The organism is Mycolicibacterium aromaticivorans JS19b1 = JCM 16368, assembly GCF_000559085.1.
Taxonomy (GTDB): Bacteria; Actinomycetota; Actinomycetes; order Mycobacteriales; family Mycobacteriaceae; genus Mycobacterium; species Mycobacterium aromaticivorans.
The window spans coordinates 5,334,913-5,351,421 of record NZ_JALN02000001.1 but is presented as its reverse complement, the minus strand read 5'-3'; the positions used below and the strand labels follow the sequence as shown (position 1 = coordinate 5,351,421).

Genomic DNA, 16,509 nt, shown 5'->3' with positions numbered 1-16,509 from the left:
TGTAGGTTCTACCCGCGTCCAAGTGCGTGAGTTGACGGGGAGAAGATAGGCGATATGCGCGCAGCTGTGCGATCAAAGGTGATGCTCGGGGCTGCGCTGGTGTGCGCCGGTGCCGTCGCGGTGGCTCCGATTCACCCGGTCAACTCAGCCGCCTCCCCCCTGTCGAGGAGTGGGGTGCCGATTGTCGCGTCGACCGCGATGGGCACCGTCACTCGTCCGGAACCCCTCTCCGCGTGGATCAACGTATTCACCAATCCTTTGATGAGCGCCGGGATCCTCGGCACACCGAGGCTCGCCGATCCGCCACTGATCAGACGGCAAGACCTGCCCGATAGGAGTGAGCAGAGCCGCACCGGCACGGACGCGGCAAAGGCGCCGGATGACCACCCAGGCCACCTCCAGGACACGGCGTTTGCTCGATCGCTGAGCACGGCCTCTCGTCAAGGATCTGGAGGCCACCGTGCCGCGCCGGACGGCGGGCCTCCCACTGCTCCGGCCGAGCTGTTTTCGGCGGTCGGTCTGCCGCCATTTGTGACGCTCAGCCTTTCCGGTGAGATCGACAACCTATCGTTGACATCCAGCCCCGGTGTGAACGATTTGCTCAGTGCGCTGTCAGATGTCCTGGCCCGCATTCAGCGGCTAACCGCGCCGGCGGTCGCGGCCCAAGCAGGCGGATTTGCGTACGCGACGAACGACAAGCGCAGCTTCACGGCGGGTCGCGATAGCAGTTCGGGCCGCGCCACTGCCGGAACTCCGCGCGTGGCCGAGCCGACTGACGCGACAGAGCAGCGAGGCAATGCGGGCGGCGGCAGCGCCGACGGATCGATCACCAAGACCACCGCGGGCACCACACCATCGCGTACGCATTCACATGCGAGCCAAACCCACCGTAGCGGTGACGGCGCGCGCAGGTAGGTGTTGAGATATCCGCGGCCGCCAAACCGAGGGCCGGCACGGCGTCCAACCACTCGCCAGAAATCAACAGCGCAGCGGCAACTGCAGAGCCAGTTCGTATCCCCCGCTTGCGATCTGGCGCGTGGCGATCGAACCACCTAGCAGCTCCGCGCGCTCTCGCAGGCCTCGTAGCCCATATTGGTCGCTGGGCAACGGGTCGGGAGAGCGTCGAGGTGACGAATTGATCAGCGAGAGATGTACCGCACTCTCGTCTATCTGCAATTCCAACCAGGCCTGCGCTCCGGGTGCATGCCGGTGGATGTTGGTCAGGCCCTCCTGAACAGTGCGGTAGACGGCGCGCTGCACTGCTGCCGACACTTCGTCATCGGTGGTGCACGTTGTGTTCACCGTCGTGTCGATTCCAGAGGCCGCGACCAAAGCGGGGATGTCGTCGATACCCGGCTGCGGGGACAGATCCGGAGACCTACTGCCTGAGGCCCGCAAGACCCCGACCATTTGACGAAGTTCGTCGAGCGTACGGGCACTCAGCGTACGAATAGTTCGAGCAATTTCCACGACCGCATCGTCGCGGGCCGTGACTTGCAAAGCGCCGGCTTGCACAGCGATAAGACTCACTTGATGGGATACGACGTCGTGCATCTCGCGCGCCAGATCAGTACGGGCGCGGGCTAATTCCTTTTCCAGCAGCAATTCTTGGCGGGATCCGCGCATGTCCCGGACCTCGGCAAGTTGTACAGCCAGCTCCGTGCGAGCGCGCATGAGCAGGCCCATCAACACCGGCGCTCCAGCAAATAAGACTGCGTAGACGAGATCGAGGAGCGAACCTGACAGTGGATAGCCCTCCCCCCACAGGCTCCTCGCAGAATCCAGGAACACCATCAGCGTGCACGTTGCGAGCGGTATGCGGGCCGGCCGACGTTCGGCGACGGTGTAGAGAGCAACCAGCGAGGCGATGGAAGCCATCGTCAATGAGAGCATCGGTACCGTCGCGACGAACACCAGATACGGTGCACGCCGACGAAATGGCAACGCACACAGCGCAACTACCGCCATCACTTCCGCCAGGAGGTGGCTCCTGCTGAATCCGATCGCCTCGAATGCCTCTATCGCGGCCATCCCGAGAAGCACTGCATCGACAATGACGGCTCGCAAGCGACCCAACCGGCCGGCTGTCACGATCCGGGACCCTCGAGAATGCCCGCGCGCTGAGCGATGATGGCTGCTTCGACTCGGGTTTTCACCGCGAGCTTGGACAGGATGGAACTGACGTGGTCTTTGACCGTGCCTACGCTCGAATACAGCGCAGCCGCGATTTCGCCATTGGACCGCCCGCTCGCCAGCAGGCGCAGTACATCGATCTCGCGTTGGGTCAACGTCTGCACGTCGGCCACCGACACTGGATCGACGGGATCATCGAGATAACCAGAAATCACCTTTGGGCTGATGGCCTCCGACAGCACCAGCCCCCCGGCTGCCAGTGTTCGCACCATATCCGGAAGGAAGGCTGGATCAGTGTCCTTCAATAGGAAACCTACTGCTCCGGAGCGCAGCGCGGCGGCGACGTACTCGTCGGTGTCGAACGTTGTCAGCATCGCCACAGCAGGCGGGGACGGAAGCTGTTGCACTGCAGCGAGGACGGCCAAGCCATCCGTCCCGGGCATCCTGATGTCCAGCAGGACGACGTCTGGCTCGTGCTCGGCGATCACTTCCACAGCATGAATGCCGTCACTGGTTGCCACGACATCGATTCCCACCGCGTTAGACAGGATGAGCTGAAAGCCTGAACGAATCAGAGCCTCGTCATCCACGATGACCACCTTCGGCACTGGCTACTCCTTACCTGCCGAAATTCCTTGCCCTGCCGAACGAAAAGCCCCGGGTACCGCTGAGGCCTCGGCGCCACGCCCACCCGACTCAGGCGGTGGCAAGCGAGTGAATTGATTCAAGCCAACTTCGGAACTGCGGGTATGAGAATAGCCGCTGAAATCGCGCATCTGGGCGGCTCGGCGAGCCGCGGGGTCGCTCGCCGCAAGGGACATCATCGTGGGAACCCAGCCGAATATCCGGCCGGCGCCGAGTACCGCGACGAGGCGCCCCGCACGTGACAGGATCCATCCGTGAGCGAACGCATCGAGGTTCAACGACTGATCCCCGCGCCTGCGGCCGACATCTTCGCGGTGCTCTGCGATCCGCAAGGGCACGTCGCGATCGACGCCACCGGCATGCTGCAAGACGCCGACGGGTCATCCGTCGCAGCGGTCGGCGACAGCTTCGTCGTGCACATGGACCGCGAATCGCTCAACGACTATCCGTTGGGCAAGTACGACGTCACCGTGTCGATCACGCAGTTCGAACAGGACAAGCTGATCGCCTGGACGATCTTCGGCCAACTGAAGCCCGATATCGGGCACGTGTACGGCTACCGGCTGGAGCCCGCGGACGGCGGTACCGCCGTCACGTCGTTCTACGACTGGTCCCACATCGATCAGCACTGGCGCGACGCCAAGATCTTCCCGATCGTCGGCGAGCCGGCACTGCGCGCGACGCTGGGTATCCTCGAGCGGGCCGTGCGGCGAGGCTATCCGCGGTAGGCGCAACGCACAGCTCACTCATGCGGGCTGTAAAGGGCAGTCCAAGTTCGGCGGCCGACTGTGGACGCATGACTCTCACCGTTCCGGTATCACTGACGCGTCGGCATGCGGTGCCGATCCTGATCGGCCTCACCGCCCTGTCGCTGGCGGCCTGCGGCTCCTCTCCCACTGCCACGAATTCCTCGACACAGGCAGCGGGGTCGACGAGCGCGACGGCGCCGGCGACCTCGGGTTCCGCACCGTCGAAAGGCGGCGGCAAGGACCACGTGGCGGGGCTGATCACGTCGGTCAACGGCGGAACCGCGGCGGTCAGCGACAAGAACGTCACATCCAACCTCGGCTTCACCTCGTCGACGAAGGTCTCCGAACTGACCCCGGCCGCCGTCGCCGATCTCACCGTCGGCAGTTGTGTGTCCGTGCGTCCGGCCCGCGGCAGCAGCCCGGCGCCGGACGGTTCGGTGACTGCGGCGGCGATATCGGTCAGCGCACCGAGAGACGGCCAATGCTTCGCCGGCGCTCGACAGCAGGCAGGTTCCGCGGGTCACGGCGGCGTGCGCGGCACGGTGACCTCGGTCAATGGCAGCACGCTGGTCGTGACCGCGGCGGGGAGCAACACGCCCACCAACGTCACCCTGTCCGGCACCACCACCTACACCAAGCGGGCTCCCGCCGACGTCCAGGCGATCGCGCAAGGCATGTGCGTCACCGCGCGCGGTACCAAGGATGCGAGCGGCACGCTGCAGGCGACCATGATCGGCCTGCGGCCGGCCAACAACGGCAGTTGCCCGGCCATGAACCGATGAGTAACGATCCAAGCTCATCTTGAGCTGAAACGCACAACGATCAGCGTGGGAACTCCGTTCACGGCAGCCACATCGTTAACATCGCGCGATGCACGATTTGCCCCCGGCGGCGGGCCGTCCGGTCACCCGGCGTGACGCACTGCGCTTCGCCGGCGCCGTGGCGGGCCTTGGTGCCGCGTCGCTGGGTTGGGGCGCGCCCGAAGCCGCCGCGGCGGCCCCCACACTGATCGACTTCGCCGCCAAACAGATCCCCGCGCAGCAGATCCGCGCCGCCGGCCACTCCGGGGTGGTCAACTACGTATCGACGTCGCGGCCGGGCTCGTCGTTCGGCGCCAAGCCGATCACGCTGCCGTACGCCCAGTCGCTGACCGCCGCGGGCCTGGTGATCGTCAGCAACTATCAGTACGGAAAGCCCGGCGGGACAGCGCCGTCGGATTTTCTGCGCGGGTACGCCGGCGGCGTCGCCGACGCACGCACCGCGTGGCAGCTGCACACCGCGGCCGGTGGCGGCCAGAGTGCGCCGGTCTTCTTCACCATCGACGAGGACATCAATCGCGACACGTGGAATCGCGTTGCATTGCAATGGTTTCGAGGAATCAACTCGGTTCTCGGGGTTCAGCGCACGGGGGTCTACGGCGGTATCGACGTGTGTCAGTGGGCGTTGACGGACGGCGTCATCGGTCGATCGAGCACGCCTGGCCGGGTGTGGGCCTGGCAGACCAAGGCGTGGTCCGGCAACCGGGTGCACCCCGCCGCCGTTCTCTACCAGCGGATCGTGAGCACTGCCTCGAACCCCGGACCACTGGTGGGCGGCCTGGAAGTCGACGTCAACGACGTTCTGGCCTCCGATGTCGGCCAATGGAACCTGCATCCGTGACTGCATCTGCACGCGATCGTCGCGTCACGTAGCCGAAACACGCCGCGGCTAGATTTGGTCGGACGCCGTCCCGAGAGGAACCGACGATGAGCGCGCCGACCCGGGCGACATACCGCACCATGACCGAAGGCACCGCGCAGGACTATGCGCTCATCGAGCGTGCCGAAGCAGCCAACAACGCCGGACTGGTGGACCGGGTGCTGGCCCTGGTCGAAGCACTGGCGGAGGGACAGCAGGCCTACCCGATCAGCCGGCTCGATCATTGCCTGCAATCGGCGACCCGCGCCTTCGAGGACAACCGCCCGGCCGACTACGTCGTGGCTGCACTGCTGCACGACATCGGCGACACCTATGCGCCCCATGCCCACGGGGCGTTCGCGTCCGCCGTCATCGCGCCGTACGTCTCCGAACAGGTGGCCTGGATCGTCCGGGTGCACCCCGAATTCCAGCAGTACTACTACGCGCCGCACATGGGCGGCGTCCGGGACGCCCGGGAACGGTATCGCGGGCACCCCTGGTTCGGCGACGCGGTGGAGTTCTGTGAAAGCTACGACCAGAACTGTTTCGACGCCCAGTTCGAGCATCGGCCGCTTGAGTTCTTCCGGCCCATGGTCGAAGACGTCTTCGCCCGCGAGCCGTGGCTCGCCGCACGCTGATTCGGCGCGCGCCTCAGGGGGCGTCGTGGGCGCTGCCGGCGCACGATGCGCAGTCGGGGCTATCGATGTCGAGTTGCCCGCAAGCCGGGCAGATGAACGGAATCATCAGGTTTCCTTCGTCTCGCGGTCCGACGTCGGCTGTCGACGACGCTGGCGGATTCTTACCCCGCTTCGTCACGCCCGAAACGTCGTCGCCTTGCTGCTACCGCAGGGTGCGTTGGTAGCGGCGCATGCCGGCGATCCAGCGCTCGTAGTCAGCGCCCTTCTGCCGGTACATCGTCAGCACCTCGGGGTGTGGCAGCACCAGAAACGTCCCATCGGCGATCGCCTGGACGACGAGGGCGGCCACGGTGTCCGGGCTGATGACCGCTCCCGCACTGGTGACCGCAGAGCCGGCCACCCGGATCTCTTCGTCCGGCGAGTCGGACATGCCCCGCAGCAGCGGGGTGTCCACACCCATCGGGCATAGACAGCTCACGCCAATCCCGTTGTCGCCGTACCGAATCGCCAGCCACTCGGCGAACCCGACAGCGGCGTGCTTGGTCACGCTGTACGGGGCGGCGCCGAGTTGGGTGAGCAGACCAGCAGCCGACGCGGTGACGACGAAGTGCCCGCTGCCCCGCGCGACCCATTCCGGCATGACTGCCTTGGCCGCCCGGATGTGGGCACGGAGGTTGATGTCGATGATCCGGTCCCAGGCGGCTTCGTCGTCGCCGAGGCCGGCTTCACCGGTGATACCGGCGTTGGCGACGTAGATGTCGGTTCGCCCGAACGCCCGGCGTGCGGCGTCGAGCAGGGCGGCGATTCCGTCCGGGCTCGAGGCGTCCGCCGCCACCGCGATGCCACCGATCATCGCAGCGGTGTCGGCGGCCGAATTCGCATCGATGTCGCCGGCGATCACCGAGGCGCCGCCGGCTGCCAGGGCCGCTGCGACAGATTTGCCGATGCCTGAGCCCGCTCCGGTGACCACCGCCACCGCTCCGTCGATGTCCACGGGGACATGTCTAGCGCAGTTGCCTGAGGTTGCGCGTGCGGCCATCCTCGTCATATAGGTTTGAAACGTTGCTGCTGATGCATTGGTAGGCATTTAACCGAGCTTCTGACCGGTGGTTTGCCTTTGCTCGCCTTTGCGCGTCCGCTATTCTGACAGCGGCTTTACGTTGTCCCGGAGTGTTGTGCCACCGGGCGGTGCAGGAAAGGGGCCGCGATGCCCAAGACCGCCCGGGTCGCGATCTGTGCCTCGGTGATCTTCGCGACCTTCGTGGTCTGGGTTCTCAGCGGGCGATCGCACGGTGATGCCGTCAAAGCCGTCGACGACGTCGTGTTTGTGCTGCTGACGATTCCCGCGGCGGTCTTCACGGCCCTGGCTGCGCGAGCGGTGCACGGGAGGCTGCGGGCCGCGTGGATTGCCATCACGATCGGGATGGTCGGCTGGGCGCTCGGCGAGGTCCTGTGGGCCTATTACGAACTCGCTCTCGAGGAACCCCCGTTCCCGTCACTGGCCGACGCGGCCTATCTGATCATGCCGGTCGGGTTCGGCGTCGGCCTGCTGCTGTTCCCCGCCGACAGCGGCCAGTTGCGGGCCAGGACACTGCTCGACGGCGTGATCGTGGCGGGATCGCTCTTCCTGGTGAGCTGGGTGACGATCCTCAACCCGATCTACTCCGCCGGCTCGGATGGCGCACCGGCGGTGATCATCTCGCTGGCCTACCCGCTGTCCGATGTGGTGGTCCTGACCATCGCGGCGATGGCGTGGCTGCGCGCAGCCGACGATCAACGCGGGGTGTCGACGCTGTTGACCATCGCTATGGCCTTCATTGCTCTGTCCGACAGCGGCTTTGCCTACTTATCGGCGAAGAACGACTATTCCAGCGGAAACCTGATCGACATCGGATGGGTCGCCGGCCTGATGCTCATCATGGTGGCGGCCACCGTCAGCCGTGACGAGGTTCGCCGGCCCCGCGTCCACGCCAACCTGGCCGGCTGGGCGTCGGTCTGCTTCCCCTACGCGCCACTTCTCCTGGCCGGCATCGTCGCCGCCGCCGAACCGGCCACCGTCTTCCAAACTCCGTTGGTAGGGACCGTCGGAACGCTTCTGATGCTCGCGGTACTGGGCCGCCAGTACCTGGCGGTGCGGGAAAACCGCCGCCTGCTCGCCACCGTCGCCGAACAGGCGCTGCGTGATCCGTTGACGGGCCTGGCCAACCGAGCGATGTTCTCCGACCGACTCGAGGAGGCTATGCAACGCCGCGAGCGGGACAGCGCGGCGGTGGCGCTGATCATCCTGGACCTCAACGACTTCAAGCTCGTCAACGACACGCTGGGCCATCCAGCCGGCGATGAATTGCTGAACCGCGCCGGTGAACGGATCCTGGGTTGCGTCCGCAATAGCGATACCGTCGCCCGCATCGGCGGCGACGAATTCGTCGTACTCGTCGACGACGACCCCATGCACAAGCACGCCGACCAGATCGCCCAGCGGGTGGCGGAGTCCTTCGACAAGCCGTTCGTCATCGATGGCCAGGAATTGTTCATCCGACCCAGCGTCGGGCTGGCCGTCGCAGGGGCCGACGAACCCGAGGTATCCGCCGAGGAACTGGTCAAACGTGCGGACACCGCCATGTATGCGGCCAAGAAGACTCGCACCGTCGGTGTGCACCGGTTCACCCCGGACTTGCAGGAGGCCACGTGCCCCGACGACGGGCTGGTCCACCGGTTGCGCAGCACGGCGTCAAACGAGGATGCAGCCGCGGCCCAGCTGTTGGGTGAGCTGCGCCAAGCGATCGACTCCGTCGAGCTGACGCTGGCCTATCAGCCCAAGTTCGACCTCCTGACCGGCCACATGGTCGGTGTCGAGGCCCTGGTGCGCTGGCCGCATCATCGGCGCGGACTGCTCAGTCCGGACGAATTCCTGCCCCTGGTCCGCCATAACGGTCTGATGCGCCCGGTCACCGATCTGGTGATCAACACCGCACTCGACGCTGCGCAGGGGTGGCATCAGGCCGCGGTGCATCTGCCGATCGCCGTCAACATGTCGGCACCCCTTCTTGCCGATCCACATCTGCCGGCCCGCATCCGTCGGGCGCTGGCGGACCGCAAACTGCCGGCCAGTGCGCTGACTGTCGAGATCACCGAGGACCTGGTGCTCGGCAACATCGAAGGCACTCGTGACGTACTGAACCAGTTGCGCCGCAGTGGAATTCGCATCGCCATCGACGACTTCGGGACTGGCTACTCCACCCTGTCCTATCTGTGCGAGCTGCCGGTGGACGAGGTGAAGCTGGACCGCCGGCTCGTCGTCCAGATTCTGCACGATGCCAGGGTGGCGACCGTGGTCCATGCGGTGATCGCGCTCGCTCACGAACTGGGCTTGATCGTCGTTGCCGAGGGCGTCGAAGACGCCGACGTCGCCGCGCGCCTCATCGAGTTCGGCTGCGATGTGGTGCAGGGCTTCTACTTCAGCGTGCCCTTGTCGGCCGACGACGTGCTGCGGATGGTCACCGACGCCACGGATCCCATCGGTGCCGGCACCCCTGTGACGTCAGGAACAGAACGGACCTGAGCCCGGCCCGATCTAGGATGCTGGAGGCCGAATCACCGCGTTGGCAAGGGAGGACGCCATGACACCGGCGGACGACTTCCCGACCGCGCCTGTACTGCTCTACGACGGTGTGTGCGGGGTCTGCAACAGCGCGGTTCGCACCATTCTTCGACACGACCGGCGCGGGACTCTGCTCTTCGCGGCGTTGGACAGCGACTTCGCTCGCGAGACCATCGCTCGGCACCCCGAGCTGGCCGGTGCGGACACCGCGGTCTTCGTACGCGACGCCGGACGGCCCAGCGAGACCGCATACCTGCGCTCGACGGCGTTGCTGCAGGTCGCGGCATACCTTGGCGGCTGGTGGCGGTTGACATTGACGGCGTACGTGATCCCGCGGGTCGCGCGCGACTGGCTCTACGAACGGTTCGCCACCGTGCGTTACCGCATCGGCGGCCGGCATGACACCTGCCCGATCCCGACTGCTGACGTGCGCAACCGCTTCCTCGACTCGGCCTACGGCTGAGCTGTCGGCACACCCGCTCTGTCGAGGCCGCCGCCCCTTCGCTAGCGTCACAAGGACCTACGAACGGAGGTTCACATGGCCGAGCGCATCCCGATGGTCGACTACCTCGTGCTCGACGACGGTGAACCCCATCTCGTGGCCCACGAATGCACAGCGTGCGGCGCCCGATTCTTCGACCGGCGCAACGCCTGCGCCAACTGTTTCGCCACCGATTTCCGAACCGTCCCCGTCGCCACCGAAGGCACCGTCCGCACGTTCACCATCGTCACCTTCGCCGCCCCGGGCGTGCCCGTCCCCTTCGTCGCGTCGGTCATCGACTGCGACGGCACGCAAGTGCGTGCCAATCTCGTCAACGTCGAGCCCGATCCCGAACACGCCCACGACGGCATGAAGGTGCGGCTGAGCACCTACTCACTCGGCGCCGACGCAGAAGGAACCGAGGCCATCGGCTTCGGTTTCGAGCCCGTGGCCTGACTCCCCGCCACCACACCGTTCCAAGGAGATGCCATGAGTGCGAGCGACGACATTTTCATCCTCGGTATCCGGATGACCAAATTCGGCAAGCACGCCGATAAGGACACCGTCGATCTGGCCGCGGAAGCCGCCATGGCCGCGCTCGCCGACGCCGGCGTGAGCATGGCCGATATCGGCGTGCTGGCCGCGGGCAACCTGATGAATGCCAGCGCCGGCATCGGCCAGCAGCTGCAGAAGCAGATCGGCCAGACCGGGATTCCGGTGTACAACGTGGCCAACGCGTGCGCCACCGGTGCCACCGCACTGCGCACCGCGATAATGGCGGTCAAGGCCGGCGAGGTGCGCTACGGCATGGCGGTCGGCGTGGAAAAGCTCTCGGGCGCAGGGCTTCTGGGTGCAGGCGGCCGAAGAAAGGATGACTCCGATGTCTGGCAGCCGGCCGGGCGCTTCGGTGCCGTCGCGCCGATCGACGGGCGCATCGGCACCGAGGCCATGCCCGGGGTGTTCGCCCAGATCGGCACCGAATACGGCCACAAGTACGGCGGCACCAGCTTCGAGCTGTTCGCGAAGATCAGCGAAAAGAATCACGCGCATTCGACATTGAATCCGCTGGCGGCCTACCAGAAACGCTTCACACTCGAGCAGATCATGAACGACGTCATGATCGCCTACCCCAACACCCGCCCGATGTGCTCGGCCAACTGCGACGGCGCTGCGGCGGCGATCGTGTGCAACGGCGAAACCCTGAAAACGCTGTCGGCAGAACAACGCAGGCGCGCGGTGAAGGTGTCGGCGTCGGTGCTGACCTCCGACCCCTACGAAGAGGGTTGTCAGGTGCTGCCGAACGTCAACACCCTGACGCGCAACGCCGCCGCCACCGCCTACGAGCAGGCCGGCATCGGGCCCAAGGACCTCGACCTGGTCGAGCTGCACGACTGCTTCGCAACCGCCGAACTGGTCCACTACGACAACCTGATGCTGTGCGAGGAAGGCGGCGCCGCCGACTTCTTCAACTCCGGCGCCACCTGGCGTGACGGCTCGACTCCGGTCAATGTGTCCGGTGGTCTGCAGTCCAAGGGCCATCCGATTGCGGCGACCGGCATCGCCAACATCTGGGAGATCTGCCACCACCTGCGCGGTGAGGCCGGCGATCGTCAGATCGAGAACGCCAGGGTGGGGCTTGCCCACGTCATCGGGCTCGGGTCGGCGTGCGGTGTCCACATCCTGGAGAAGTCCGCGGCCTGAATCGCGTTGGCGCGCCTCTAATCCGGCGTACCCGGCGTTTCTACCACGCGGTCAACGGAACCCCGATATCGGACAACTCTTTCGCCCGCCCGAACAGGTGACCCTGGGCCAGGCTGCAGCCGGCCAGGAATATGGTCTCCGCCTGGTCGGCGGTTTCGATGCCTTCGGCGATGACGGTGAGACTCAACGCTTCACACAGTCCGATGACGGACCGGTACAGGGTGAGATTGCGTGCCGGGTCTACACCCAGCGCGAGGCCGCGATCCAATTTCACGATCTGCACTGGCAATTCGTGCAGATACGTCAGTGAGTTGTAACCGGCGCCGAAATCGTCCAGAGCGACTCTGATACCGAGGTCGTTCAAACGCCTGATGGCCGCCGCTCCCTCGGCCAGGTCGACGATCGGAACGGTCTCGGTGATCTCCAGAACGAGCCGGGCAGGGGCCAGCCCGTGCCGAGCGAGCGTGCGGCTGATGATGCCTTCGAATTCCGCGCTTCCGAGGCGCGCTGCACCGATGTTCACGTGGACGTCCAGGTCCAGGTCCACCGCCGCGATCTGCGCGCAGGCCTGATCCAGAACCAACGAATCCAGTTGCGCCCCCATGCCGTTGGCTTCGGCCAGCGAGACAAACGTCTGTGGCGGGATCTGCATCCCGCTCGGCGTGGTCCATCGCGCCAGCGCCTCCACAGCGACCGGCGAGCCGTGCGGAAGCGTGACGATGGGCTGATATTTCAGTCGGAAGCCCTGCGGGACTTCGCCCTTCGCCTGGCGTAGCGCCGTCGGAAAATCCTCCGACACGCTGAACGCCGGCCGGTAGACCACCGCGGTGTCCTTGCCCATTCGCTTGCCGGTGTACATCGAGATGTCGGCCTGCCGGAGCAGATCGTCCGACGTCGGCGGCAGACCATGATGCCCCGGGCTGACAAGGCCCATGCTCGCCCGTACCCGGATCGACGTCCCGTGCACCGAGAACGGACTCCGAAGTGCGACACGCAATTGGTCGGCGACGATCTCCGGTGCTCCGACCTCACCGGCGATCAGGATGGCGAACTCGTCTCCCCCGATACGAGCGAGAGTGTCGTCGCGTCCCAGACAGCTGCGCAGTCGGGCGCTGATCGCGCACAGCAACTCGTCACCGGCTGCGTGCCCGAAACGGTCGTTGACCTCCTTGAAGTCGTCGATGTCGACGAAGATCAACACGAACGGCCCATCCCGGATCGCGTCGTCCAGCCGCTCCGCCAGCAGCAACCGGTTGGGCAGATTCGTCAGCGCGTCATGGTGCGCCTGATGAGCGAGGCGGCGCTTGGCGTCGACGAGCTGCGCGGTCAGCACCCGCTGGATGCGCATGGCAACCAGATAGCGGGTCGCGACCAGCACCGCCAAGGCGAGATAGGTGGAGGCGAAGAACATGTCGATGCCGCGGCCGACGAGTACCTGGAACGCGAGGAGGGCCGTACTACCCATGAAGCCCACATAGGGCAGGGTCAGCTGCGCCCAGTTGGTCGGCAGTTCGTTCTCGGGGCGCGGCCGCGGCGGCAGCTCGAGCAGGCTCCACGCGATCAGCAGCGGCGCGAACACGAATCCGGTGCCGATCCAGAGGTCCAGGTTCGTCACCTCGACGCTGCGAAGGTAGGCCAGCAGCCGATCAGAGGAGACGAGGGTGATCACCGCAGCCGCGAGCAGCATGTAGTTGGCCCGCCCCAGGCGGTACGGCGGGTACCACATCGCGAGGAGAACAGCGACCATGACCACGACCAGTTCCACGATGGCGATACCGAAGATGACCGCGGTGTTGGTCGATCGGGGCAATGCGCTGCTGTCCGCAGCACCGGGCCGCGCCAGGTAGATGAACTGAGCGAACGACAGAGCGCTGATCAGTCCGTCGAGCAGGGTGGTGAAGATCCGTGGCCGCGCCGGCGCTCGGCCGGGCAGGTCGCGGTCGCGGCCTGCCCGGATCAGCAGGACCATCGCCGTGCAGAAGAAGAACGCACCGACGAAATAGCCGGCCACGGTCAGCCACGACGCGGTCCCATGCCGGTCGGCGTGCCCCGTCAGCTGCCACAGGAGTTCGGCTCCCAGGAAAATCGCTACGGCGACGAGAAGGGTCGTCCGCCACCACCGCGAAAGCCCGGTCACTCGCGGGACCACGGCGAGCCCTACCACCAAGGCGGCGACGCTCACGATGGTCTCGAGGGCGAATTGCACCCGCAGCGCCGTCGCGACTCCCCACAGGCCGAGCGCGTTGAACGCTGCCGTGGCCACGACCGCGGCAGACAACCCGCAACGCAGGCGGCGACTCATAAGCGACAACGCGCTCCCCTCCGGCCCGCGGCGTCGACCCCACATATCGTGGCAGAACGGCACGGCGGCTGGGACCGTTATCGCGCAAGTGAGTACGGTCGGCGTTGAACCGGCAAATCGATCGGATAGCCCTCGGACAGCCCGTAGTCATGGCTTTCCGAACGGGTACTTCAACGACAATGAGGTTGGACACGACAATGAGGTTGATTCGGCATGGGTAACGGACGCCCGAAAGTAGTCATCATCGGCGGCGGTTTCGGTGGCCTGTTCTGCGCCCGTCGACTCGGGCGCCTCGACGTCGACGTGACGTTGCTCGACCGGGCCGCCTGCCATGTCTTCCAGCCGCTGCTCTACCAGTGTGCGACGGGGACTCTCAGCATCGGGCAGATCAGCCGGTCCCTGCGCGAGGAGTTGGCCCACCACCGCAACGTCACGACACTGCTGGGCGAGGCCATCCGGCTGGATGCCGACGCGCGCCGGGTCACGGCTCGTCGTCCTGACGAGACGATGTTCGAGATCGACTACGACTACCTGGTGATCGCGGCCGGCATGCGGCAGTCGTACTTCGGCAAGGAGGAATTCGCGGCGTGGGCGCCGGGTATGAAGACCCTCGACGATGCGCTCAGCATCCGGCGCAGAGTATTCGCGGCGTTCGAGATCGCCGAGACGTTGCCGCCAGGCCCCGAGCGCGACGAGTGGCTCACCTTCGCGGTCGCGGGCGCCGGACCTACCGGTGTCGAATTGGCCGGGCAGATAAGAGAACTCGCGACGCGGGCACTGGCCAAAGAGTTTCACAGCATCGAACCGGAGGAAGCCCGGGTGCTGCTGTTCGACGGCGGAGATCGCGTGCTCAAGAGCTTCGCCCCCGCCCTCACAGAACGTGCAACGCGCGAACTCGAGAAGCTGGGTGTCGAGATGCACTTAGGTGTCCACGTCAGTGATGTGCGTCGCGGCGGAGTGACCGTCAGCTCGAAAAGCGGCGGACCCGACAAGGATTACGCGACGCGCACGGTGCTGTGGACGGCCGGTGTCGAAGCGGTGCCCTTCGCCCGCCACGCCGCCGAGGTGCTGGGCGCCGGCACCGACAGGTCGGGCCGCATCGCAGTCGGCGCCGACCTCTCGGTGGCGGGCCATTCCACGGTTTTCGTCATCGGCGACCTCGCCGGCCGCGACGGACTGCCCGGTGTCGCCGAGAACGCCATGCAGGGCGGTCTGCATGTCGCCGCCTGCATCAAACGCGACCTCGATGCACGAAACCGCAAGAACTTTCGCTACCGCGACCTCGGATCCGCGGCCTACATCAGCCGCGGCCACGCCCTCCTACAGGCCGGTCCGATCAAGCTCACCGGTATCGCGGGCTGGCTTGGGTGGGGCTTCATCCACATCGCATTCCTGACCGGAGTCCGCAACCGATTCAGCACGGTCGCAACCTGGATGGCGTCCATCGCACGGGCCAATCGCAGCGACCGCACCTTCATTCTGGGTGGGTCCGGCCACCCCGATGAGCCGTATACCTGGCAGTCGCCGGTGCATCAGGGCCGCGAAGAGCCGACGGAGACCGGCCGTCGTGATCAGAACGCCGGGTGAGCGTGGCGACAAGCCGACGGCCGGACGCAGTCCTCTCGGACTGGCATCCGGCCGTCGGTGAAGGGGGTCAGTTGGCTGTGTCGACCTGTGCCGCAGTCTGCACAAGCGTGGCCGCCTGAGCGGGGCCGCCGAGCTTGCTCACCACGAAATCAGCAGCCTGATCGGCCATGCCGTTGCTCTTGTAGGAACTGTGCGCGCTGCGGTCCAGCCCGCCCGGGTAGCAGACCGGGTCACCGATGGCGCACAGCTGAACGGTCTTTCCCGCGTAGGCACCGCCGATCGCGATCGGGGGCGCACTGCGGTCCGCCAAGCCCAGGAACCAGTCGTCGGGGGTGCCGAACAGCGCCACCGCGGCAACATGGGATGCGACGGACGCGGGCAGCGGTCCGGAGATGCTGGCGGGCAACGTGATTCCGGCCGGAACCGTACTCGACGTCGTGTAGCCGGCCACCGCAGCGCCCTGCGAGTAGCCGCCCAGCACGATCTTGGTCGACGGGCATTCCGTCGCGACCGACTGAATCTTGTTGGCCGCATCCGCGACACCGTCGACTGCCTGACCGAAGTTCAGCGACGCGGGATAGTTCACGCCGTAGGCCTCGACCGTCTTGCCCGGCAGCCGCGCGCTCAGCGCATCGACGAATGCCTGGCCGGTGGCACCCACGCCGGGCGCCTCGAACGTACCGCGCGCGAAGACGACCTCGACTGCGGCGCACGAGTCTTCGGCAGCGTTCGCGGTGGCGGCGGGACCGGCGAACAGACCGGCGACGACGGCGAACGACGCGAACGCGGCGAGAGCAGCTGTCTTGGTGGCGTTCTTCATGCGAGCCAGTGGCGTGTTCATCAGTTTGTCCCCATCCTCGAGCGGCTTCTGCCTGCTACAAGCGGGGATTTCCCACCTGCGATTCCGCCGGTGTCAAGTGATCTATCTCACCGGGACAGAACCGGGACGCCGGGATGGCCTGGGCCGTGCTCGGCGTTGGCAATGCGGCTCATCG

Annotated in this window: 15 protein-coding genes; 10 read left to right on the top strand and 5 right to left on the bottom strand. The window is 66.1% G+C overall.

Annotated features, from left to right (window positions below; all coding sequences use genetic code 11):
• The first annotated feature begins 174 nt into the window (after nucleotides 1-174).
• Nucleotides 175-915, top strand: coding sequence for a hypothetical protein (locus Y900_RS25620; protein WP_131536284.1), 741 nt, complete (start codon nucleotides 175-177; stop codon nucleotides 913-915).
• 63 nt (nucleotides 916-978) lie between these two features.
• Here the strand turns inward: Y900_RS25620 and Y900_RS25615 are convergent, their stop codons facing one another.
• A complete protein-coding gene (locus Y900_RS25615) occupies nucleotides 979-2,091 on the bottom strand; it encodes a sensor histidine kinase (RefSeq protein ID WP_131536282.1) in 1,113 nt (370 codons plus the stop codon).
• Complete coding sequence (locus tag Y900_RS25610; RefSeq protein ID WP_036345243.1) at nucleotides 2,088-2,741, bottom strand: response regulator; 654 nt, start codon at nucleotides 2,739-2,741, stop codon at nucleotides 2,088-2,090. The genes Y900_RS25615 and Y900_RS25610 overlap by 4 nt, the downstream gene beginning before the upstream one ends.
• 291 nt (nucleotides 2,742-3,032) lie before the next feature.
• On the opposite strand from Y900_RS25610, the gene Y900_RS25605 reads away from it, so the two are divergent.
• From Y900_RS25605 to Y900_RS25590, 4 genes are all read left to right on the top strand, one after another.
• The gene (locus Y900_RS25605) at nucleotides 3,033-3,506 is read left to right on the top strand and encodes an SRPBCC family protein (protein WP_036345242.1); all 474 of its coding nucleotides are present in this window, start codon (nucleotides 3,033-3,035) and stop codon (nucleotides 3,504-3,506) included.
• A gap of 68 nt (nucleotides 3,507-3,574) precedes the next feature.
• The gene (locus tag Y900_RS25600; RefSeq protein WP_036345241.1) at nucleotides 3,575-4,309 is read left to right on the top strand and encodes a DUF5666 domain-containing protein; all 735 of its coding nucleotides are present in this window, start codon (nucleotides 3,575-3,577) and stop codon (nucleotides 4,307-4,309) included.
• Between the two features lie 88 nt (nucleotides 4,310-4,397).
• Nucleotides 4,398-5,186, top strand: coding sequence for a DUF1906 domain-containing protein (locus Y900_RS25595; RefSeq protein ID WP_036345240.1), 789 nt, complete (start codon nucleotides 4,398-4,400; stop codon nucleotides 5,184-5,186).
• A gap of 86 nt (nucleotides 5,187-5,272) precedes the next feature.
• Entirely contained in the window at nucleotides 5,273-5,842 is a 570-nt protein-coding gene (locus Y900_RS25590) for an HD domain-containing protein (protein ID WP_036345239.1), read from the top strand.
• A 202-nt stretch (nucleotides 5,843-6,044) separates the two neighbouring features.
• Here Y900_RS25590 and Y900_RS25585 read toward each other — a convergent pair whose 3' ends face one another.
• Nucleotides 6,045-6,836 (bottom strand): SDR family oxidoreductase, encoded by a 792-nt coding sequence (locus Y900_RS25585; protein ID WP_036345238.1) that lies wholly within the window; start codon nucleotides 6,834-6,836, stop codon nucleotides 6,045-6,047.
• A 213-nt stretch (nucleotides 6,837-7,049) separates the two neighbouring features.
• Between Y900_RS25585 and Y900_RS25580 the strand changes: the two genes are divergently transcribed.
• The 4 genes from Y900_RS25580 (at nucleotide 7,050) to Y900_RS25565 (ending at nucleotide 11,625) form a co-directional block, all read left to right on the top strand.
• Nucleotides 7,050-9,404, top strand: coding sequence for a putative bifunctional diguanylate cyclase/phosphodiesterase (locus tag Y900_RS25580; RefSeq protein ID WP_051660266.1), 2,355 nt, complete (start codon nucleotides 7,050-7,052; stop codon nucleotides 9,402-9,404).
• A gap of 58 nt (nucleotides 9,405-9,462) precedes the next feature.
• Nucleotides 9,463-9,906 (top strand): thiol-disulfide oxidoreductase DCC family protein, encoded by a 444-nt coding sequence (locus tag Y900_RS25575; protein WP_036345237.1) that lies wholly within the window; start codon nucleotides 9,463-9,465, stop codon nucleotides 9,904-9,906.
• Nucleotides 9,907-9,981: 75 nt separating this feature from the next.
• Nucleotides 9,982-10,380 carry a Zn-ribbon domain-containing OB-fold protein gene (locus Y900_RS25570; RefSeq protein WP_036345236.1) on the top strand — a complete coding sequence of 133 codons (399 nt, stop codon included), beginning with the start codon at nucleotides 9,982-9,984 and terminating at the stop codon, nucleotides 10,378-10,380.
• A 33-nt stretch (nucleotides 10,381-10,413) separates the two neighbouring features.
• A complete protein-coding gene (locus Y900_RS25565) occupies nucleotides 10,414-11,625 on the top strand; it encodes a thiolase family protein (protein ID WP_036345235.1) in 1,212 nt (403 codons plus the stop codon).
• A gap of 40 nt (nucleotides 11,626-11,665) precedes the next feature.
• Here Y900_RS25565 and Y900_RS25560 read toward each other — a convergent pair whose 3' ends face one another.
• The gene (locus tag Y900_RS25560; protein ID WP_237752649.1) at nucleotides 11,666-13,927 is read right to left on the bottom strand and encodes a putative bifunctional diguanylate cyclase/phosphodiesterase; all 2,262 of its coding nucleotides are present in this window, start codon (nucleotides 13,925-13,927) and stop codon (nucleotides 11,666-11,668) included.
• Nucleotides 13,928-14,140: 213 nt separating this feature from the next.
• Here Y900_RS25560 and Y900_RS25555 point away from each other — a divergent pair, with 213 nt between their 5' ends.
• Nucleotides 14,141-15,514 (top strand): NAD(P)/FAD-dependent oxidoreductase, encoded by a 1,374-nt coding sequence (locus tag Y900_RS25555; protein ID WP_036345234.1) that lies wholly within the window; start codon nucleotides 14,141-14,143, stop codon nucleotides 15,512-15,514.
• A 67-nt stretch (nucleotides 15,515-15,581) separates the two neighbouring features.
• On the opposite strand, the gene Y900_RS25550 is transcribed toward Y900_RS25555, so the two are convergent.
• On the bottom strand, nucleotides 15,582-16,355 hold the full coding sequence (locus Y900_RS25550) for a cutinase family protein (protein ID WP_036345233.1): 774 nt from the start codon (nucleotides 16,353-16,355) through the stop codon (nucleotides 15,582-15,584).
• Nucleotides 16,356-16,509 lie beyond the last annotated feature (154 nt).